This window comes from Aquimarina callyspongiae, from assembly GCF_034322225.1.
GTDB lineage: Bacteria > Bacteroidota > Bacteroidia > Flavobacteriales > Flavobacteriaceae > Aquimarina.
Window position 1 is genome coordinate 840,966 of sequence record NZ_JAXLPA010000003.1, and the last position, 21,705, is coordinate 862,670.

Annotated in this window: 14 protein-coding genes; 8 read left to right on the plus strand and 6 right to left on the minus strand. The window is 33.4% G+C overall.

Annotated features, from left to right (window positions below):
- Positions 1–90 precede the first annotated feature (90 nt).
- Positions 91–1,230: a cystathionine gamma-synthase gene (locus tag U0D62_RS15930; RefSeq protein ID WP_322288300.1), complete on the minus strand. Its 1,140-nt coding sequence runs from the start codon at positions 1,228–1,230 to the stop codon at positions 91–93.
- 148 nt (positions 1,231–1,378) lie between these two features.
- On the opposite strand from U0D62_RS15930, the gene U0D62_RS15935 reads away from it, so the two are divergent.
- On the plus strand, positions 1,379–2,158 hold the full coding sequence (locus U0D62_RS15935; RefSeq protein ID WP_322288301.1) for a DUF3298 and DUF4163 domain-containing protein: 780 nt from the start codon (positions 1,379–1,381) through the stop codon (positions 2,156–2,158).
- Here U0D62_RS15935 and U0D62_RS15940 read toward each other — a convergent pair.
- Entirely contained in the window at positions 2,153–2,608 is a 456-nt protein-coding gene (locus U0D62_RS15940) for a DinB family protein (RefSeq protein ID WP_322288302.1), read from the minus strand. The two genes, U0D62_RS15935 and U0D62_RS15940, sit on opposite strands and share 6 nt — an antisense overlap.
- An 88-nt stretch (positions 2,609–2,696) precedes the next feature.
- Here U0D62_RS15940 and U0D62_RS15945 point away from each other — a divergent pair, with 88 nt between their 5' ends.
- Together U0D62_RS15945 and U0D62_RS15950 are read left to right on the plus strand one after the other, a co-directional pair.
- The gene (locus tag U0D62_RS15945) at positions 2,697–3,050 is read left to right on the plus strand and encodes an arsenate reductase family protein (RefSeq protein ID WP_322288303.1); all 354 of its coding nucleotides are present in this window, start codon (positions 2,697–2,699) and stop codon (positions 3,048–3,050) included.
- Positions 3,043–3,936, plus strand: a complete 894-nt coding sequence (locus U0D62_RS15950) for a DMT family transporter (RefSeq protein WP_322288304.1) — start codon at positions 3,043–3,045, stop codon at positions 3,934–3,936. The genes U0D62_RS15945 and U0D62_RS15950 overlap by 8 nt, the downstream gene beginning before the upstream one ends.
- On the opposite strand, the gene U0D62_RS15955 is transcribed toward U0D62_RS15950, so the two are convergent.
- Positions 3,928–4,404 (minus strand): acyl-CoA thioesterase, encoded by a 477-nt coding sequence (locus tag U0D62_RS15955; protein ID WP_322288305.1) that lies wholly within the window; start codon positions 4,402–4,404, stop codon positions 3,928–3,930. The two genes, U0D62_RS15950 and U0D62_RS15955, sit on opposite strands and share 9 nt — an antisense overlap.
- 633 nt (positions 4,405–5,037) lie before the next feature.
- Between U0D62_RS15955 and U0D62_RS15960 the strand changes: the two genes are divergently transcribed.
- The 5 genes from U0D62_RS15960 (at position 5,038) to U0D62_RS15980 (ending at position 18,644) form a co-directional block, all read left to right on the plus strand.
- Complete coding sequence (locus U0D62_RS15960; RefSeq protein WP_322288306.1) at positions 5,038–8,883, plus strand: GEVED domain-containing protein; 3,846 nt, start codon at positions 5,038–5,040, stop codon at positions 8,881–8,883.
- Between the two features lie 271 nt (positions 8,884–9,154).
- Entirely contained in the window at positions 9,155–10,156 is a 1,002-nt protein-coding gene (locus tag U0D62_RS15965) for a bestrophin family protein (RefSeq protein ID WP_322288307.1), read from the plus strand.
- Complete coding sequence (locus tag U0D62_RS15970; protein ID WP_322288308.1) at positions 10,156–11,121, plus strand: YheT family hydrolase; 966 nt, start codon at positions 10,156–10,158, stop codon at positions 11,119–11,121. The genes U0D62_RS15965 and U0D62_RS15970 overlap by 1 nt, the downstream gene beginning before the upstream one ends.
- Positions 11,122–11,311: 190 nt before the next feature.
- Positions 11,312–14,938, plus strand: coding sequence for a GEVED domain-containing protein (locus U0D62_RS15975; protein WP_322288309.1), 3,627 nt, complete (start codon positions 11,312–11,314; stop codon positions 14,936–14,938).
- 772 nt (positions 14,939–15,710) lie between these two features.
- Entirely contained in the window at positions 15,711–18,644 is a 2,934-nt protein-coding gene (locus tag U0D62_RS15980) for a M4 family metallopeptidase (RefSeq protein WP_322288310.1), read from the plus strand.
- An 80-nt stretch (positions 18,645–18,724) separates the two neighbouring features.
- Here U0D62_RS15980 and U0D62_RS15985 read toward each other — a convergent pair whose 3' ends face one another.
- From U0D62_RS15985 to U0D62_RS15995, 3 genes are all read right to left on the minus strand, one after another.
- The gene (locus U0D62_RS15985) at positions 18,725–19,438 is read right to left on the minus strand and encodes a 3'-5' exonuclease (protein WP_322288311.1); all 714 of its coding nucleotides are present in this window, start codon (positions 19,436–19,438) and stop codon (positions 18,725–18,727) included.
- The gene (locus U0D62_RS15990) at positions 19,428–20,579 is read right to left on the minus strand and encodes a serine hydrolase domain-containing protein (RefSeq protein WP_322288312.1); all 1,152 of its coding nucleotides are present in this window, start codon (positions 20,577–20,579) and stop codon (positions 19,428–19,430) included. The genes U0D62_RS15985 and U0D62_RS15990 overlap by 11 nt, the downstream gene beginning before the upstream one ends.
- A gap of 162 nt (positions 20,580–20,741) precedes the next feature.
- A complete protein-coding gene (locus U0D62_RS15995) occupies positions 20,742–21,674 on the minus strand; it encodes a M57 family metalloprotease (RefSeq protein ID WP_322288313.1) in 933 nt (310 codons plus the stop codon).
- Positions 21,675–21,705: the final 31 nt, after the last annotated feature.

Genomic DNA, 21,705 nt, shown 5'->3' on the forward strand with positions numbered 1-21,705 from the left:
TAATAGATTCTTATTTGCCGGTTAATTTACCGTGTCAAATATATGATATTCTTAAAAATGTATATTGATTTTTTTTGATTTAATAACGTCTTAACCAATTGCTTGTCTAAGATCTTCAATAAGGTCATCTACATCTTCAATCCCTACACTCAATCGAATTAAAGAATCAACCACTCCTGTCTTTTCACGTTCTTCTTTTGGAATGGATGCATGAGTCATACTTGCCGGATGTCCTGAAAGACTTTCTACACCTCCTAATGATTCTGCCAGAGTAAAAACTTTTAGATTTTCTACTATTCTGATGGCTTCATCATAATCACTATTTTTAGTAACAAAAGAGATCATTCCTCCAAAACCATCCATTTGCTCTTTTGCAATCTTATGATTAGGGTGATCCTCAAAACCTGGCCAGTATACTTTTTCTATTTTTGGATGTGTTTTTAAATATCTCGCAATAGCTTCTCCGTTTTCACAATGACGCTGCATACGCACATGTAAGGTTTTTATCCCCCTTAATACCAAAAAACTATCTTGTGGGCCACAAACTGCACCACTTGCATTTTGAATAAAATATAAGCGCTCAGCTATTTCCTCATCTTTTACTACCAAAGCTCCCATCACCACATCACTATGTCCACCTAAATATTTAGTTGCACTATGCATAACAATATCTGCTCCCAAATCCAAAGGTCGTTGCAAATAAGGAGTTGCAAAAGTATTATCTACAGCTAATAATAAGTTGTGTTTTTTTGATATAGAAGCTACTGCTTTAATATCAATAATATTCATCATTGGATTGGTAGGAGTTTCTACCCAAATCAATTTTGTGTTTTCATTTACAAATTGCTCTATTTTATCAGCATTCTCCATACCGATAAAGTGAAACTTTACTCCAAACCCTTCAAATATTTTGGTAAATAATCTATATGTCCCTCCATAAAGATCATTTGTAGAAATCACTTCATCTCCTGGTTTTAATAACTTAATTACTGCATCAATTGCAGCTAACCCAGATCCAAAAGCTAGACCAAATTCTCCATTTTCTATACTAGCAAAAGCATTTTCAAGTGCTTTTCGGGTTGGGTTATGTGTTCTACTATATTCAAATCCTTTATGTCCTCCTGGAGTGGATTGTGCATATGTTGATGTTTGATATATAGGAGGCATTACTGCTCCATATGCAGGATCATGTTCCTGACCACCATGGATTGTTTTAGTGTTAAATTTCATTTATATTAATAGTTTTTGATCCAATAGAATTAACAATATTTCGATAAAAACAAACATTTAATTTAACTTGCTCATTTTTATGTTAAAAAACTGAGCAAATGTATGATTTAATTCGTTCTAATCATATTGTAATGAATACCTTTAGTAGATGATTAACACAAAACCTAACACCCTTTTGATCAGGATCCTTTTTATGGGATTATTTATAAGTTTATATAACTGTAATACAGAAGAATCTTTGACTTTTGAAAAACAAAATATTACGGTTTCAGAAATTCTTGATTGTAAAAAAAATAACTGTGCATTATTAGAAATTAACTTACTACATACTATTGACAATACACAAGTATCTAATCGTATCAATCAAGAGGTAGAAAATACGGTTTGTGCAATTTTAAATATTGGAGAAAAGGGTCCCGCCAAAAGTATTGAACAAGCTATTACTCAATTTAACAATTCATATGTAGAAATGAGCAGGCAGTTTCCTGAGGAGATTGTTCCTTATGAAGCATCCATTAACTGTGACCTTAGTTTTCAGAATAAGAGTTTAATATCCATAATCATGGATTCTTATACATTTACAGGCGGAGCCCACGGTAGTGGTGGGGTATCTTTTATTAATATCAACCCAAAAAATGGTAAAAGAATTGTTACAAAAAATCTCTTTAAAGATCATTTAGAGTTTAAAAAATATGCTGAAAAAATATTTAGAAAAGAGCAAAATATTTCTGAAGAAAAATCAATTAATAGTACTGGTTTCTTTTTCGAGAATGATCTATTTACACTACCAGACAATATAGGATTTACCGATATTCATGTGATTCTTTACTACAATCAATATGAAATCAGTTCATTTGCCGATGGTCCTGTAGAATTAAAAATAAGAAAAGAAGAAGTTGCTTCTTTATTTGCTCTTACTATTTTATAATGATTTTTTTAGAGCTAAAATATACCCTAAATGAATCCCTTCATGAAAATTATTAAAATTTACTGCATCAGATATCGACTTTAATACAAATCCTGTACTGGTTGGATACTCCTGATATTCTTGAAAAACATTATTCTTCAGATCTTCTTCGGTTTTATCCAAAGTAGCAAATAACAATTCTTTAATTACTGAAACTTCTGCTTCAGTGACCGATCTTTCTGTTTTAGTCCCTTTTCGATATAAGTTTACCATTTCATCATTAATCATCATGGGTAATCCACTAAGCTTATATATTAATAATTGCTGTGTGACAACAACGTGAGCAATATTCCAAATTAGATTATTAGTAAAGCCTTCTGGCACTTCATTAAGTTGCTCCAACGAATGGTTTTCTAAAATCTTTTTAAGCGCTTTTCTATTAACACGTGCGATTTCTATAGGATCTTGCATAGTTGTTCTTAATTTTTAGCCAAAAATATCATTTTTATTATGAAAAGAATTTCCTTTGTGATGATTTTGACACTTTAAATATTTTGCTTTGAAAAAAATATACCATCTTTCTACCTGTGACACTTGTAAAAGAATTATTAATGAATTAAATCCTTCTTCAGATTTTGTTTTACAAGACATTAAAAATGAATTGATGACTCTTGATCAAATCGAAGAGATGCATTCATTATCCGGAAGCTATGAAGCATTATTTAGTAAACGTGCAAGGTTGTATAAAGAACGTGACCTCAAAAATCAAAATCTATCAGAAGAAGATTATAAAAACTTAATTCTGGAACATTATACATTTCTTAAACGACCTGTAATAATAATGGACAATTCTATTTTTATCGGCAATAGTAAGAAAGTTGTCGAAGCAGCTAATGTTGCTATTAATGGATAAAAGAACAGCGGCATTATTAGCTGCTTTTGGTGCAAGTTTGATTTATGCTATTAATCATACTCTTGCCAAAGGAATAATGCCTGTTTATATCAAACCTTTTGGTTTTATCTTATTGAGAGTCTTGGGAGCCGCTATCCTTTTTTGGATATTATCTATATGGACACCCAAACAAAAAATTGAACGTAAAGATTGGCCCAGAGTAGTTGCCTGTACATTTTTTGGCATGGCAATTAATATGTTGATGTTTTTTAAAGGACTACAACTTTCTACACCTATTAATAGTTCGGTAATGATTACCATTTCTCCTATTCTGGTATTCATTTTATCTGCTATTTTTATAAAAGAAAAAATCACATTATTAAGAACCATTGGAATTTTAATGGGATTTGGAGGAGCGCTGGGATTAGTTCTTTTTGGTGCAGAAACACGACAAGATGCTCCAAATATTCCTTTAGGAAATGCTTTATTTATTATTAATGCAACCTCATACGCAATTTACCTCATCCTGGTTAAACCTCTAACTGCAAAATACCATTCTTTTACTTTAATGAAATGGTTTTTCCTATTAGGTATATTTTTCAACCTACCCGTTACTATTTCTGAGTTTATAGAAGTCGAATGGACTTCTTTGCCAATAGATGTAGTCTGGAAAATGGTTTTTGTCGTTGTAGGAACTACCTTCTTTACCTATTTACTAAATATATTCGCTTTAAAAGAATTAAAAGCATCGACCATAGGAGCTTTTATTTACTTACAACCTTTACTTGCTATAAGTTTTGCAATTACCATGGGTGCAGATTCGTTAAATGTGGTAAAAATAACAGCTGCTTTATTCGTCTTTATTGGTGTATACCTCGTCACCAAACCATCTAAAAAACTAACCTAAATCTTTTGGTTTTTTATTAAACTTTCGAGTATCCTCTTTGGTAAGAGTTTTAAAATCTTCAGGAAACTCAACATCACTTAAGAATTTACGTATCTCTTCAGGAAGTGGTATTAATTTTCTTGTTTGTAAATCCATCCAGGCTCCCATCATTTCACATTGTGCAAAATTTCTTCCTTTATGATCATAATAGTTATGTCTGAACTCAAAAAACATCCCATCCTCACTAAGTCCTGAAATTTCTAAAGACACTTTAATAGGTCTACCATAAAATACCTCTTTAAAATAATAAATATGCTCATAGAACACTACTGGACCAATATTAAATTTACCCAATAAACGTCTATCAAAACCTCGTTCTGATAAAAATGACATTCGGGTATGAGCTGCAAATTCAATATATGCCTTATTTGCCAAATGACGATTTGCATCTATATCATTCCACCTTATTTCAAATTCTTTTATGTACATAACTACTTTTTTGAATTACAAAAATATAAAACATTTACTATGTATGCATAATAAAATTTTATTAAATATTCTTTACACAATGGTACTTTAAGTCCATTTGCCTTACAAAAACAGAGCGTATACAGTTAATTTTCAAGCAAATATGTAAAATAAGTAAGAAAAAACTACTCCCCTTTGCTAATCCACACCTGTCACAAATGCAATACGCTTGCATTAACGAGTATTTCGGTTTCTTTATCGAAAAGTTAAATTTCCAATTATTTTTTTCTTCATATTTGCCTCAACTAAAACTACTCTTTTAACACAAACATCACAAATTCTTATGAAAAATCCTCATTATTCAACTTAATTAAATCATCAGAGTATCTTATAATTCAGAACTAATTTAAAAGTTGAAGTTCTAACTATACTAGCTAAATTGTGTTCATTGCGCATTTTATCCTCGCACTGTATATAGAAAATTATAAATTTTCCACAAAAAAATCTGCTTAATTGTATCTGATACAGCTATAATTGACAACTAGTCAGGCATCCACTTATACTTCTTATTTAAACGGATACTTCATACCTAAAAGTGATTTTAGCAAATCACACTAACTAAGAAAATTAACTACACACACAAACCAAACAGAAATGAAAAAATTTTGCATTATTCTGCTATTGCTTGCTGGTTACAGCATTCAAGCACAACATCAGTCCCCTTGGGCTCAAGAATTAGAAGTATCCAGAAATAAATCCGGTATTACAGGTCCTGTTAAATATCAGGAAATTTCTGATGCTTTTGACAAATACTGGGAAAGCCGTAATCCTGACCTTAAAGGAAGTGGTTATAAACCTGGTATGAGATGGAAGGAATTTCATCAAAAATCTATTCAACCAGATGGTACACTCCCTACTCATCAATACATATGGAATCAATTAGAGATTAAGAAAAAAATGGCTTTAACCAACAACAATAAAGCTGCCTTTAACTGGACCTCAATGGGTCCTTTTGATCATAACCCTGGAAACTCCTGGTCGCCGGGACAAGGAAGAGTTAATGTTGTAGCTATTGATCCAAACAATGATAACACCATATACATTGGTGCTCCAGCTGGTGGTATTTGGAAATCTACAAATGGCGGTTCGACTTGGACTCCTCTTATTGATGATTTTCCTCAAATAGGAGTTTCAGGAATCGCAATAGATCCTAATAACTCTAATATTATATACATATCAACAGGAGATGATGATGCAAGTGATAGCTATAGTATTGGGGTTCTTAAATCCACAGATGGAGGTGATACTTGGGCCAAAACCGGTCTGGAATTTACCAATACCTCCACTTCTAGTAATGATATTTATATAGATCCAAATAATTCCAATATTCTTTGGATAGCAACTAGTGTTGGAGTATATAAGACATCCAATGCTGGTGTTAGCTGGACAAGAACATTAAATGGCAATATAAAAGACATCAAATTAAAGCCTGGTAATTCTAACATTATTTACGCAGCTACCTCTTCAGCTTTTTATAAATCTACAAATGCTGGTAATAGTTTCTCTCAAGTGCAAAATGGGTTACCGTCTAGTTCTGGAAGATTAGTAATTGATATTACTCCCGCAAACCCTGAATATGTATATGTACTTAGCTCCAGAACCAATAATGCTTTTCAAGGGTTATACAGATCTACCAATAGTGGAGCAAGCTTCACTAAAACAGCGGAAACAACAAATATATTCGAAAGCACTCAAGCTTGGTATGATCTTGCCTTAGGAGTTTCTGATCAAGATGCAAATACCGTTTTCGTAGGATGCCTTAATGTTTGGAGGTCTACAGATGGAGGAAATAATTTTTCCAAAATTAATAACTGGTCTTCCCCTAATCAGGCATCATATACACATGCAGATATTCATTTCTTAAGATATCATAAAGGCAGATTACTATGTGGTAGTGATGGTGGTGTATATATCTCTGATAATAATGGTACTAGCTTTGCTGATCGTACTAAAGGATTACAAATTGGTCAATTTTATAGAATTTCTGTAGCAGCCAATGCAAGCTCTACAAATCTTGTTGGTGGATTACAAGATAATGGAGGATATGGATTAAAAGATGCTACCTGGTATAATTACTTTGGAGCAGATGGTATGGATTGTGCAGTAAGCGGTAATAATCCTAATACATATTATGGGTTTATACAAAGTGGTCAGCAATTATATAGAACCACGGATAGAGGTGCTAATCAAAACTTTGTGACAACAGGTCCTGAATCTGGTAATTGGATAACTCCGTTAGTATCTGATAGTAACGGAAATTTATATGCTGGATACTCCAGCTTCTATAAACTAGTGAATAATTCATTTGTAAAACAAGGCAACTTTAATTTTGGAGGAAGAATTGATTTTATTGAAATAGATCCTTCCAACGAAAATACTATGTACGCTGCTAGAGATAAAAATCTATACCGTAGTACAAATAAAGGTGTAAACTGGAGTCAGGTTTCTAATTTTCAAACAGATATAACATCAATAGAAGTGCATAATGATAATAGTAATATTGTATTTGTTACTACGAGTGGTTCTTCTAATGGTGGAGTATTTAAATCCACTAACCAAGGAGGAAGTTTTTCCAATATCTCCGGGAATCTGCCTGGTGAAGGTAAATTTATTGTAAGACATGAAAAAGGAACTGAATCTATCTACCTGGGTACATATCTAGGAGTATATCACAAAAACGGTGATAATGCCTGGCAAGATTATTCTCCAGGCTTGCCTACTGTCGCTGTTCGCGATTTAGAAATTAATTATCAAGACAAGGTAGTAATAGCAGGGACTTATGGTAGAGGTATATGGAAAGCACCACTTGCAGGAACTGATACCGGTGGTGATACACAGGCTCCTTCTAATCCTTCTGGATTGGCCACCTCTAATATAGCACAGACTACATTATCTCTTTCCTGGACCGCATCTACTGATAATATAGGTGTTACAGGATATGATGTATATCAAGGAAATAATGTTATCGGAACTGCAACTAGTACATCGTATAACGTTACAGGATTAACCGCAAATACAGCATATCAGTTTAGAGTAAAAGCTAAAGATGCTGCAGGTAACGTATCTGGATTTAGTAATACTGCCTCTGCTACAACATTAGATGACACGAATAATCCAGTATACTGTAATTCAAATGGACAAAGTGTAGCTGATGAATATATCAGTAATGTACAATTAGGATCTATTAATAATACATCAATTGGTTCTAGTGGTGGATATGGAGATTATACTTCCATTTCAACTTCATTATCAAAAGGAACCTCTAATACTATTACAATTACACCAACTTGGACAAGTACTGTATATGATGAAGCTTATAGTGTATGGATTGACTATAATCAAGATGGAGATTTTGCTGATAGTGGAGAACAGGTTTGGACCAAGGCAGCCTCCAAAGATACATCTGTAAGTGGTAGTTTTACCGTTCCTAATAGTGCAACAAATGGTAATACTCGTATGAGAGTATCTATGAAATATAATGGAATCCCAACGCATTGTGAATCTTTTAGATTTGGTGAAGTAGAAGACTATACGGTTTCAATTGGTATAGGGACAGGACCTACTTGTACTGATGGTATCCAAAATGGAAACGAAACCGGAATCGACTGTGGCGGCCCTGATTGTGAGCCTTGTACAACAAATCCTACTTGTACTGATGGTATCCAGAATGGAAACGAAACCGGAATCGACTGTGGTGGTCCTGACTGTGAGCCTTGTTCTAATAATGGAACCGTTGTATATGTAGATATAGCAGATAAAACTGTAAATTCTTCAACTACTTGGTTACCATTCCAGATAGAAGTGGGAGATGAAAAATACTTTGGCCCTTGGTATTCAGGGAATACATTAAGACTTGTAACATATGGCAAGGATCTTGTTTGTGAAGGAACATCTAGCAATATAACTTTACTAGGTGAAGGAGTTCAGGTTGGAGCCTCTAGTAATTTTGTAGCAAACAGCAATAGTTTTGTAGTAAGCTCATCTTCTTATACAGACTGGCATGGAAAATCTGGTTATATAGGTTTTAACTTCAAGATTAATGGAGCAACGCATTATGGTTGGTTCTATGCTACAGTAGCCAATAATGGATTGTCATATACAATCTTAGACTACGCATACAATACTACTGTAGGTGAAAGCCTTACTACATCCAGAAATAATACACCATCGCCTGGAATAACGAAGGAATTTGGAAAAGGCATTTCTATTTATCCAAATCCTTTTACAAATTCAGTAAATATTGATCTTTCTGGTATTGGAGATGAAGCTGTTACTGTTCGTGCATACAACCTTCTGGGAATGGAAGTTTACAGTAAAAGATATGATAAAAATCCAGGAGTAACTTCATTTGGTTCTAAGGTGAGCTCCGGAACTTACTTAATACGTATAGAATCTAAAAGTACAGTTAAAATTTCTACAGTAATAAAAAGCGGAAAATAATTAATTGTTTTATTTAAAAGAGCCTGAAAGATTAATTTTTCAGGCTCTTTTTATTTAAATACGTTCTTTATAACACTTGCACTTCTACCAGTTTTTGTACTTCCCATTTTTAGCACATAATTACTATTTTGAGTTACAAAAACAAGAAACATTCATTACGCATACATAGCTTTAAAATTAAAAAGTTTCTTCCTCACTTCATTATCTTTTTCTAATTATAACAAAAATATCTATATTTTCACTTTATTACTATCAACACAATTATCAGCTCATGTATATCAAACGTAATATTGGCTGGGGACTTATCCTTCGCTTTGCCTGGAGAAATATTGTTTTCTTTACCATTTATACTGCTAGTATTTTCTCATTGTATTATTTTTTTGAATTAAAATTTATTGACATTCCTTTTCAACCGCTCACTTTAATAGGTATCGCTGTTGCGTTCTACATTGGTTTTAAAAATAGTCAAAGCTATGATCGTTTCTGGGAAGGTCGCAAAATATGGGGTGGTATTGTTAATTATTCTCGTACCTGGGCTAATCAGGTTTTATGCCTTGTTAATGATGATCATGAAACAAAAAAGGTTTTGATCTATCGACATATCGCATGGATAAACGCTCTTAGAATTCAATTAAGACAACCTAACTCATTTTCTATCAAGGAAAATGCTTCGGTCGAAAAACTTGTCAAAAAGCATAATGAAAAAAATCCTGCTTGCGATGCAACTATGGCATTTGTTTCTCCAGAGGAATATCAAGATTTGCTTCAAAGAAAAAATGCAGCAACACATTTAGTAAAAAATCAAGGATTGCACATAAAAGAATTGTTGGAAAAAGAAAAAATAACAGAATTTGACAAACAATTGTTTCATGGCATATTAGAAGAACTTTACAATCTTCAAGGTAAATGTGAGCGTATTAAAAACACTCCCTTTCCCAGACAATATGCATATTTTAGTACCGTATTTACCTGGATATTTGTATTATTATTACCATTTGGTTTGTTAAATGTTTTTGAGAGTGAATTAAATGATATGTCACAACATCTCCAGCCTTGGTTTATATTCTTAATGATCCCTTTATCCGTTTTGGTTGCCTGGGTATTTACAACCATGGAAAAAATCGGAAGTAATAGTGAAGACCCATTTGAAGGAAGAATTAATGATGTGCCAATGACCGCTTTGTGTAAAACCATAGAAATTGATTTGAAAGACATGCTGGACGAAAAAGAATTACCTGAGAAAGAAAAACCAAAAGATAATATATTGTATTAATGCCTATAATAGAATCTAAATATACTCCGCCATTTATCTTCAGAAATGGTCACGTTTCTACTATCTACCCAAATCTTTTTCGTATAGTAAAAGGTGTAAATCAACAAAGAGAACGCCTTGAACTTGACGATGGTGATTTTATAGATTTGGATTGGAGCTATAGTCCGGATCAAAAATCAAAAAAACTTGCGGTTTTAATTCACGGATTAGAGGGTAATGGGCAACGTCAATACATTCTAGGATTAGCTAAACATTTAAATAATAATAACTGGGATGCAGTAGCTATTAATCTCAGAAATTGTAGCGGAGAGGTAAATCGTCTTTATAAATCATACAATGCTGGCGCTTCAGAAGATCTCAATGCCGTTATTAATCATATTATCTCTAATTATAAATACCCTTCTATATCTATATGTGGATTTAGTCTAGGTGGTAATTTACTATTAAAGTATATCGGAGAAAAACGACAAATCCCTTCTGAAATAAAATCCTGTGTTGCCATTTCCGTTCCTTGTGATTTGCACAACTCATTATTAGAACTCAATAAGTCAAAAAATTACATTTACCAACAGAGGTTTATAAATAATTTAAAAAATAAGCTATACGAAAGATGGGCAAATTTCCCCGATAAAATACAAAAAAAGGAGATTAACGCTTGTAAATCTCTTTTGGACATTGATAATTTGTATACCAGCAAGGCCCACGGATATAAGGATGCCATCGACTATTATACAAAATGTAGTAGCAAACAATTCTTACATAGAATTAATATTCCCACATTAATAATTAATGCCAAAAACGACTCATTCTTAGGTAGTAATTGTTATCCTATTGAAGAAGCAAAAAATAATAAAAACCTGTTTTTAGAAGTTCCTTACCATGGAGGTCATGTTGGTTTTTATCTATCTCAAAGTGCCTATTATAATGAAAATAGGGCTTTAGAATTTTTTGAAACACTAAAATGAAATAGAAAGTTTTTTCTTACATAAAGCTTTGTACTGAACATATGTTAAGCCTATGTTAATGTTTTATAAAGATTTTTTCTCCCACTTTATCGAAAAACTTTTTTTTATTAAGAATATTTTAGCAGTTTTGGATGTTTTCTTGACTATTTGACAAGAAAACTTTATTAATGCTAACTCAAACTCAATAAAAATGAAAAAAAGCTACAAAAGCCTCATTTCTTCACTGGGCTTTAAAACAAGTATGCTCAAAAATCAGAGTATTCTCGTTTTATCATCGATGTTACTTTTATCAACTGGATTATTTGCTCAAGACGCCGCTCAAAAAGCTCAAATAGCTAGCCAAAGTAACCAAGTAAGACTTGCTCAATTACAAAATGATTTTCAGCAAAAAGCTGAACTACAAAAGAAAGAAGCTCTTCAAGCCGCTAAAACAAATGGATGGCAGGTTAGAATGACTCTTAAAGACGGAAGTATTGCAGAATTGCAAAGAATAGCAGAAGACGGGAGTCCTATATATTATATGACTTCGAATGTTGCTGCTGCAAGATCTACAAGAACAGATCATCTTAATTCTGGGGGATCATTAGGATTAAACTTGGATGGACAAAATATGACTGCACACGTTTGGGATGGTGGTCATGCACGTGTTACTCATCAAGAATATGATGGAGCTGGTGGTAATAATCGTGTTTCTGTAGAAGATGCATCTTCAGAAGGAGGAACACAACTTAATTTCCATGCTGCTCACGTAACAGGAACAATAGTTGCTTCTGGTGTACAAGCCAACGCAAAAGGTATGGCTTCTCAAGCAAAAGTAAGAGGATATATGTGGAATAATGATGTTGCAGAAGCTACTGCAGCAGCTTCCAATGGTATGATTCTTTCTAATCATTCATATGGATTTAGAGGTGATTTAGTTCCTGATCAATATTTTGGAGCATATATCGATGAATCAAGAAATTGGGATGAAGTAATGTTTAATGCGCCTTTCTATCTAATGGTAGTTGCCGCAGGTAATGATGGTAATCAGAACAGCTATAACGGACAACCATTAGACGGGAATTCTTCTTATGATAAATTAACGGGGCATTCAACCTCTAAAAACAACTTAGTTGTAGCTAACGCGCAGGATGCCAATGTAAGTGCTAATGGAACACTTAACAGTGTAACTATTAACAGTTCAAGTAGTGAAGGGCCAACTGATGACTATCGTATCAAACCAGATATTACAGGTAATGGTACAGGTGTTTATTCTACGTATCATAATAGTGATACAGCATATAATAGTATTACTGGAACATCAATGGCTTCTCCTAATGTAACAGGGTCTTTATTATTACTACAACAGCATTATAATAACCTGAATGGTAATTTAATGAAAGCTGCAACCTTAAAAGGTATTGCTTTACATACTGCTGATGACATAGGTCCTTCTGGACCTGATGCAGTTCACGGATGGGGATTAATGAACACTAAAGTAGCAGCTGAGGCTATTACTAATAATGGAAACGAATCTAAAATTGAAGAACTAACCTTATCTCAAGGTCAAACTTATACTATTACAGTTGATTCTGATGGAACCAGTCCGTTATTAGCCTCTATCTCTTGGACAGACAGACCAGGTACGGCTATAACAGCAACCAATTCTAACACTGCAGTATTAGTAAATGATTTGGATATCAGAGTAACAAAAGGATCTTCAACATTTAACCCTTATAGACTAACAAGTATTACTACAAATGGGACTGGCGATAACAGCGTAGATCCATATGAAAGAGTAGATGTAGCAAATGCATCAGGAACATATACTATCACAGTAACTCATAAAGGTAGTTTAACAGGAGGTAGTCAAAACTTTTCTTTAGTTGTAACAGGATTAACAGGTACTGCTGTAGTATGTAATGCTACAACTCCAACTGGAGTAAGTTCATCTAATGTAGGATCTAATACAGCTACTATCAATTGGACTGCTGTTGCCGGAGCTACTTATGATGTAAGATATCGTCAAACCGGGGCTTCTACATGGACTACAGCTGCAGAAAGCGGAACTTCTTTCGTGATTTCAGGTCTTTCCGCAACTACGTCCTATGAAGCTCAGGTAAGAAGCAAATGTCCTGATGGAACTAATTCTTCTTATAGTAGTTCAGTTAATTTTACAACAACAGCGGTACAATTAAACTATTGTGCATCCAACGGTAACAGTGTTGCCGATGAATATATAGGTCGTGTACAAGTAGGAACTATTAATAATGCTTCTGGAGCAGGAAGTGGTGGATATACCGATTTTACATCAATATCTACAAATCTTTCTAAAGGAAGTTCTAATACAATTACAGTTACTCCTACTTGGACTGGAACTACTTATAGCGAAGGTTATAGTGTATGGATTGATTACAATCAAGATGGAGACTTTACAGATTCAGGTGAGCAAGTGTGGTCACAAGCTGCAACACAAACTACACCAGTAAGCGGTAACTTTACAATACCAGCTTCTGCCACTGAAGGAAGTACAAGAATGCGTGTATCTATGAAGTACAACGGGGTTCCAACTTCTTGTGAATCTTTCCAATATGGTGAAGTAGAAGATTATACAGTAGTAATTGGAGCATCTCAAGGAGATACTCAAGCTCCAACTGCTCCAACTGGATTAGCGGCTTCAAATGTTGCTGAGACAACGCTGACTTTATCCTGGACAGCTTCTACTGACAATGTAGGTGTGACCGCTTATGATGTATATCAAGGTAATACTAATTTAGGTGAAGCAACTGGTACTTCTACTAATATAACCGGATTAACAGCTGATACCGCATACCAATTTAGAGTTAAGGCAAAAGATGCTGCTGGTAACGAATCAGGCTTTAGTAACACAGTGAACGTAACTACAACAGGTGGTTCTACAGGAGGATGTACTTCAGGAATATCTTCTTTCCCTTATAGTCAAGGATTTGAAAATACTATCGGAAACTGGACACAATCTACATCAGATGATATTAACTGGACGGTAGATGCTAATGGGACTCCTTCTAACGGAACAGGACCATCTTCTGCTACTCAAGGTTCTTACTATATATATGTAGAAGCTTCAGGTAACGGAACAGGGTATCCTAATAAGCAAGCAATTATCACTTCGCCTTGTTTTGATCTGAGTTCATTATCACAAGCTAACTTTACATTTGCTTATCATATGTTTGGATCTTCTGATATGGGAAGTATTGCTGTAGAAGCAAGTAGTGACAATGGAGCTACCTGGACAAGTATTTGGAGCCAAACAGGAAATAAAGGAAACTCTTGGCAAAATGCTGATATTGATCTTGCTTCTTATGTAGGAGGAGGAGTTCAATTACGATTTAACAGAATAACTGGTGGTACTTGGCAAGCCGATATAGCTATTGATAATGTGTCATTATCATCTGGTAGTACACCTGTTGATCAGTGTGCTGGCGTAGCAGAATGGAGTAGTACAGCATCTTATTCTGTTGGTGATCGCGTAACATATCAAGGTAATTTATATGAAAGAACAGCTACAGGATGGACTAATCTTGGACCTTGTGGTACTACTACTTCATTAGCAACAACAGCTGATGACCTTTTAGGACCTCCGATTTTTGTACTTTCTGTATTCCCTAATCCATTAAAGGGTGATATTCTAAATGTAGATACAAAATCTAATGAAACACAAGGATATCAAATCTTCAATATGTTAGGACAGATTGTAAGCAAAGGAACATTTACTAATTCAATTAATGTTCAAAATTTAGAAACAGGAGTGTATATGTTAAAAGTAAACACAAATACTGTTCGTTTTATCAAAGAATAAAGCTAATAAATTAACAAACTCTAAAACCCTTGAAACAATATTGTTTCAAGGGTTTTATTTTTTTGTATTAATCTTATATACCTTAATATCCTCTAACAATTTTTTAATCTTTACTCAATTGCGTTTAAACCATCTTTTCAAAACGGTTTACCCTCCCTATTTTTTAAACCATTATAATAGATTTATTACGTTTTAAACAATATTTTAAACGTTTCATACTGATTTTTGTGTATTTAGTATAAAACGCTTCTCCAAATTTACTTCCTTTTAATAATTTCAATCCCTAACTCAATTACTTAAGAGACTTAAGTATAACTTAATTAACACAAACTCAAAAAGCTTAATACTATTCTAGTAATAATATTAAGCTTTTCCCTCTGTCTTCCTATTCAGGAAAAAAATTTAGATAATATTTGAAGTAATACCAGTAGAATTTGATATTTCTGCCACTAATCAAGGAGAATTCATCAATACAATCAATGTTTCAAAATTGCAAATTGGATATTATATCTTAAAAGTAAATGGCCAAACGAAACGATTAATTAAAGAGTAATAAATAACCTCTAATAAATTATGAAACAAAAACCCTGAAGTTATTCTATAACTTCAGGGTTTTTCATTTTCAAAACTATCAATTCGAAAAAATTATTACAGAGAAAATTTATATTTCCTAAAAAAACATAAAACCTTGTAGGGTTTACCGTACTCAAACTGTTATATAATTAACCAAGAACTAACTAAAAAAACATATTTTTACAAAAATTTAACAAATATGAAGAAAATTACCTTTTCTATTGTCATATTAGCAATAGCGTTAATTACTACAAAAACCTATGCTCAAAGTGATAATAACGGAATGAAAAAATTAACTTTCGATTATGGATTGAATGAAGATAATGCGATTAGCAAATTTTTATCTGAAAATAAATTATCTACAGATAATACGTTTAAACTCATTAGATCGACCAAAGATAGAATGGGAAACATTCACAATAGATATCAACAATATTATAAAGGGGTAAAAGTAGAGTTTGGAACTTTAATAACTCATAAACAAGAAGGATTAGTTAGTTCTATAAATGGTGAGATTTATGACGCTTCTGGATTAAATCTAAATCCCTCTTTAAATAGTAAAAACTCTCTACAAAAAGCAGTGAATCATCTTCAAATCACAAAAGCTTCCTGGCTTAACACTGACACTAAAACAATAAATGAATATAGTCCTGAAGGTCAATTAGTAATTATTCCTAATTATAATGATGGCCTTAAATCCGTGGTATTAGCATATAAATTTGAAATAGTTGCTGCTCAACCTAATCTAAAAGGAAATTCATATATCAATGCCAATGATGGAAGTTCTGTATTGTTTAATCCTATTATGAAACATTTTAATAGAGTGTTGGGTAAAGGGTCCGAAAAAAATAACGCTGCAAAAACATTAAATACAAATATGTTTGTTCCTGGAACAGCAGACACTAGATATTTAGGACAACAGACGATTGAAACTAGAGCAGAATCTGATGGAACTTATACTCTTAATGACGATGCTAATAACGTTTTTACTCGAGATGCATTAAATGGTAGCGAAACCACAAAACCATATTTCACAAATTACGGACAATTTAGTGACAATGATAACAATTGGACTGCTGCAGAGCATAACAATGTTGATAAAGATAATGCAGCATTAGATGCTCATTATGGAGCTTCAAAAGTAAAAGAATATTGGTCTACAATACACAATAGAAATAGTTATGATGATAATGGAGCTGATCTAATAAGTTATGTTCATGTAGGAAGAAATTACAATAATGCATTTTGGGATGGAGTAGCTATGTCTTATGGCGATGGATCTTCAAATCCTCTTACTACTTTTGATATATGTGCTCATGAAATAGGGCACGCAATAACAGATACTACAGCAGATTTGGTATATGCGAATCAATCTGGAGGATTGAATGAAGGATACTCTGATCTATGGGGTGCAGCAATTCAACATTACGCATATGGAACGGGTACTGATACTTCTCCAGATATTGACGTTTGGGCAATTGGAGAAGATATTGGAGCTATACGTTCTATGAGTAATCCAAAAGCTTTTGGAGATCCTGACACATACCTAGGAACCAATTGGATTACTACAGGTGATGAAGGGAGTTGTGTTCCGGCCGGAGGACCAACAGGTAATGACTTTTGTGGTGTACATACTAATAGTGGTGTTTTAAATCATTGGTTTTATATTTTAGTTACTGGAAAAACAGGAACCAATGATGTTGGAGATAACTACAGTGTTACTGGTATTGGGATGACAAAAGCAGAAGAAATAGCTTACTTGACACTTAGAGATTATTTAACCCCAAACTCTACTTATCTAGAAGCAAGAAATGCCTCTTTAACCGTAACTAACAATTTGTATTGTTTTAGCAGTACAGAATATCAGAACGTTCAAAATGCATGGTATGCAGTAAATGTAGGAGAAGAATTCGTAGCAGTAAATGATGATGTTGTTTTAAAAAGTGTTTCAGGAAATGAAAATGTAAATTGCGGAACATCTTTCTCTCCCATTGTTAAAATTGAAAATGGTGGTGCCAATAGTTTTTCTTCTATAGATCTAAGCTATACCATTGATGGAGGAAGTCCGGTTAATGAAACAATTACTGCAACTCTTGCAGCTTGTGAAACATCAGATTATACTATCAATTCAATAGGAGCGCTTTCCAGAGGAATACACACTTTAAATGTTACTACCACGGTTACTAATGATGGTAGAGCTGATAACAATACCAGATCATCTGTTATTATTGTAAATGATAATGGTACTGGAAATGCAGTAAATTCTTTTGAAACCGCTAACGATGCCTTAATTGCATATAATGAAGGTGATACCAGCACAGCTCTATGGGAAAGAGGAGTTTCTTCAGGAACATTATTACAAGATGGTACTAATAATGTATATGGTACTAATCTTGCAGGAAATCATCCAGACAACACAAAAGCATACTTGGTTTCTCAATGTTATGATTTATCTGCTATGACAGCAGCTACATTAAAGTTTAGAATGGGGTTTGACTTAGAAGAAAATTGGGACATCATATATATGGAGTATTCTACTGATGGAGGTTCTAACTGGAATGTGTTAGGAACATCAGCTGATTCCAATTGGTACAATAGCAACAGAACCAATGCTACCTCAGGGACTGCTAATGATTGTCAAAATTGCCCAGGAGCGCAATGGACTGGAGAAGGAGAAGACACTAATAGTGGAGGATCTACAAATGCCACATTACAAGAATATAGTTATGAACTTAGTGATTTTGTTTCTGGTTCGGCCTCACCTGCTTCCAATATTATCTTTAGATTTACTTTTCACTCCGATGCCTCTGTAAATGAAGAAGGAGTAATTATAGATGATTTTGTTATCGAGGATAACACTTTAAGTGTCGGTGAAAATGTATTTGAAAATTTCTCATACCACCCTAATCCATCAAACGGAACACTTCAAGTAAGCTTAAATCCAAAAGGATTAAATAATGATATTAGTATTAGTTTATATGACTTAAGTGGAAGAAACGTATATGCCAAAACATATGATGCAACTGCTAGATTTTCTACTACTTTAGATTTACAAAATCTTAATACTGGAATGTATTTAATGGATATCAATCAAGGAGATAAAAATCAATATGCTAAAATTATAATTAAATAATATTTAGGATCATCTTTATATATTAAAAACAAAACTCTGAAGTATATATTTCAGAGTTTTGTTTTTATCGTTATTTTTTTTCAAACAGAAATCACCTCATCATCAGCTAACAGTTCTTCTTGCCGTAACCTTAGTAATATCTGAGCAACCGCTACTGTATCTTTTTCACAATAAATAATAATTCGATCTATATTTTTTTCTTCATAAAACACCTGTCTCACCTGGCTTCCATCAATATCATCCTTTGGAGAAGGAATTCCCAAGATGTTTGTCAATAATTTTAAAGAAGTATAGTGTTTATAATCTCCAAATTTCCATAAATCTAATGTATCTAAATGAGGAACTTCCCAAGGTTTTTTCCCAAACAAATTTAGCTTATGTGGTAAGGAAATATTATGAATAATCATTCTTCTGGCTATATATGGAAAATCAAATTCTTTTCCATTATGAGCACACAATAAATGATGTGGTCGCGTGAAATGTGTTTCTAGTAAATTCTTAAAATCAACAAGTAACTGTTTTTCTTCACCATAAAATGATGTTGTTCTAAAAGAACGTGTTTCTCCTTTAAGCACAAAATATCCTACCGAGATACAAATGATTTTACCAAACTCTGCCCAGATTCCTGCTTTATCATAAAATTCTTCAGGCGTAAACTCTTCTTTGCGTTGATATTTTGTTTTATCTGCCCAAAGATATTGCATATCATCAGTGAGCTCATCATATTTCTCATGCTCTGGAACAGTCTCAATATCCAGGAACAGAATATGTTCTAAATTTAATTTATGAAGCATTTTCTAGCATTTTATAAGCTTCTTCAATAAAAACAAAAAAGTCCTCGGTAAAAGATTCTCCAGGTAGGAATTGCCCACGATTATGTCCTAGTCTTACTACAATTATATTATCTTCTGGTATACAGATTACATATTGTCCTAAAATCCCTCTCATCGCAAATATTTTCTTATCCAGATGATCAGACAGCCAAAGACCATATCCATATTCTTGCCCATCTTCAAAACGAGGTTTTGTAGCTAATTTTGTAAACTCTTCTGGTAATATCTGTTTATTTGCAAAAACACCTCCGTTTTTAAACATTATTCCAAAACGAGCAAAATCTCTTGCATTACTAGCTACACAACAATACGCTTTTTCCATTCCGCTATCTTCACTATCCAATTGCCATAAAGCATCTTGCTCCATTCCCATTGGTTTCCAAAAACTTTTGCTTAAGTAATCTGATAATTTCTCGCCAGTAGCTTTTTCAATAACCATTCCTAATAACTGAGTATTCCCACTCAAGTATTTAAATTCTTTTCCGGGTTCTTCTGTTACTTCTAATCCCAAAAGAACCTCTCTGATATTAGTATCATAATATGCTTTTGCGGTAATAGAAAATGGACTCGTATAACTCTCGGTCCAATTTAATCCTGAAGCCATAGAAGAAAGGTCTCCTACTGTTGTTTTTGCCTTAGAAAACTCAGGAAAGAAATCTCCAAGCGGTTGATCTAAACTCTTAATATGTCCATCCATAATAGCTTTACCTAACATAGCTGTTACCATGCTTTTTGCCATAGAAAAAGAATTTGTTTTGGATTCGACACCAAATCCATCTGCATAATTTTCATACCAGATACTGTCATTTTTAATAATCATAAAAGCTACAGTACCTAATTCTTCATTAATCTTATTTAATTTATCTGTGCTTTGTGTTTTATTATAATCTTCATGAAGTGCCCAGGAAATTGCATTGTTCCCTTTTTTTATGGTACGATTATCAAAATGAGTATAATCATCTATGTAGGCTGTAGTGTGACCCGTCATATACACTACACGAACTCCTTTAAAAATATATTCATAATCAAAAATGTATAATGTTATTACGGTTAACAGAATTATGAAAAGTAACCCTTTGAGGAATTTTTTAATGATTTTCATGTAGAGTAGATATTACAAAATGATATTTTAGGTTTTTACTCTACTAATGTATGAAAATATATTTCTATCTCTTTAAAACATTTATAATGAAAAAAGCACCTGAAAAACAGGTGCTTTTACAAAACAAACACAAATTAATGCATTATGTATTACGCTTCGTTCTTAGTAAACGGGGTATAGATTACGTAAACCATTTTCATCAAAGAAGTTTAATTCTCCATCTGTTTGTCCAAAACAAGCATTCATAATCGAATCTTCTTGTTCAAGGATTCCAGGTATACTAGGTAATGTTCCAAAAATAATTGCTGGAGGGTTGGTTTCTACAGAAGGTTCATCTTCTAATCCCTGATCTACACAGCTCTGTCTGCTATTCCAGTCTGTATGACGGAAACCAATAGCATGACCTAATTCATGAGTAATCAAATGCTCTATAGCATCCGGAAAATCAGCCGCATCATTACTTGCTCCAGGACTTATACGTACAAAGTTCCCTGGATTTCCATCAGCGTCAGGAAAATCGGCAAAACCTCCAAAACCATTTAAAAAAGGTGCTACAGAAATAGCTGTTTCATAAAAGTCAGCATCAAAATTAGGCGATGAACTAAAATCTGCTCTAAGTCTCAATTTGGACCCCCAAACTGAATTCCAGTTTTCTACAGCATCTCTTACTCCTTGTTGTGCACCTTCAGACAGACCTGTTACTACAACAGTATCTCCGTTAAGAATCGGGTCTCCTGTATATACAATAATATTCACTTCTTCATGAATATCTGTATTTATAAGAAACTCTGTTTGATACTGTCTGGAAAGCCCATCTTTATCAGAAGGAATCTGTAAGAATCTTTCTTTTGTCATAGCCATATCACCAGAAGTGATAACTATTTGATTTGTTGTTCCATCTAGATTTGTAACTTCTTTTACTTCAAATCCTTTGGGGTCTAATTTAAGATCAAGAATTTTACTTAGAATGTCTTTTGGAAGTTGATTTGAATTCAACTCCTCTGCTGTTTCTAATCCTTCATCAGAACAGGAAGTAGTTACTAGTAAAAGCGAAGTTAGCGCCACTGCTCCAATTTTTAAAAAATTTAGTTTCATTTGTATGTATTTTACTAAGTTAATTGAAACA

What these genes read in the sequence shown, in the direction of transcription:
- U0D62_RS15930 (WP_322288300.1), bottom strand. Translation starts at nt 1,230, where the DNA reads ATGAAATTTAACACTAAAACAATCCATGGTGGTCAGGAACATGATCCT.
- U0D62_RS15935 (WP_322288301.1), top strand. Translation starts at nt 1,379, where the DNA reads ATGATTAACACAAAACCTAACACCCTTTTGATCAGGATCCTTTTTATG.
- U0D62_RS15940 (WP_322288302.1), bottom strand. Translation starts at nt 2,608, where the DNA reads ATGCAAGATCCTATAGAAATCGCACGTGTTAATAGAAAAGCGCTTAAA.
- U0D62_RS15950 (WP_322288304.1), top strand. Translation starts at nt 3,043, where the DNA reads ATGGATAAAAGAACAGCGGCATTATTAGCTGCTTTTGGTGCAAGTTTG.
- U0D62_RS15955 (WP_322288305.1), bottom strand. Translation starts at nt 4,404, where the DNA reads ATGTACATAAAAGAATTTGAAATAAGGTGGAATGATATAGATGCAAAT.
- U0D62_RS15960 (WP_322288306.1), top strand. Translation starts at nt 5,038, where the DNA reads ATGAAAAAATTTTGCATTATTCTGCTATTGCTTGCTGGTTACAGCATT.
- U0D62_RS15965 (WP_322288307.1), top strand. Translation starts at nt 9,155, where the DNA reads ATGTATATCAAACGTAATATTGGCTGGGGACTTATCCTTCGCTTTGCC.
- U0D62_RS15970 (WP_322288308.1), top strand. Translation starts at nt 10,156, where the DNA reads ATGCCTATAATAGAATCTAAATATACTCCGCCATTTATCTTCAGAAAT.
- U0D62_RS15975 (WP_322288309.1), top strand. Translation starts at nt 11,312, where the DNA reads ATGAAAAAAAGCTACAAAAGCCTCATTTCTTCACTGGGCTTTAAAACA.
- U0D62_RS15980 (WP_322288310.1), top strand. Translation starts at nt 15,711, where the DNA reads ATGAAGAAAATTACCTTTTCTATTGTCATATTAGCAATAGCGTTAATT.
- U0D62_RS15985 (WP_322288311.1), bottom strand. Translation starts at nt 19,438, where the DNA reads ATGCTTCATAAATTAAATTTAGAACATATTCTGTTCCTGGATATTGAG.
- U0D62_RS15990 (WP_322288312.1), bottom strand. Translation starts at nt 20,579, where the DNA reads ATGAAAATCATTAAAAAATTCCTCAAAGGGTTACTTTTCATAATTCTG.
- U0D62_RS15995 (WP_322288313.1), bottom strand. Translation starts at nt 21,674, where the DNA reads ATGAAACTAAATTTTTTAAAAATTGGAGCAGTGGCGCTAACTTCGCTT.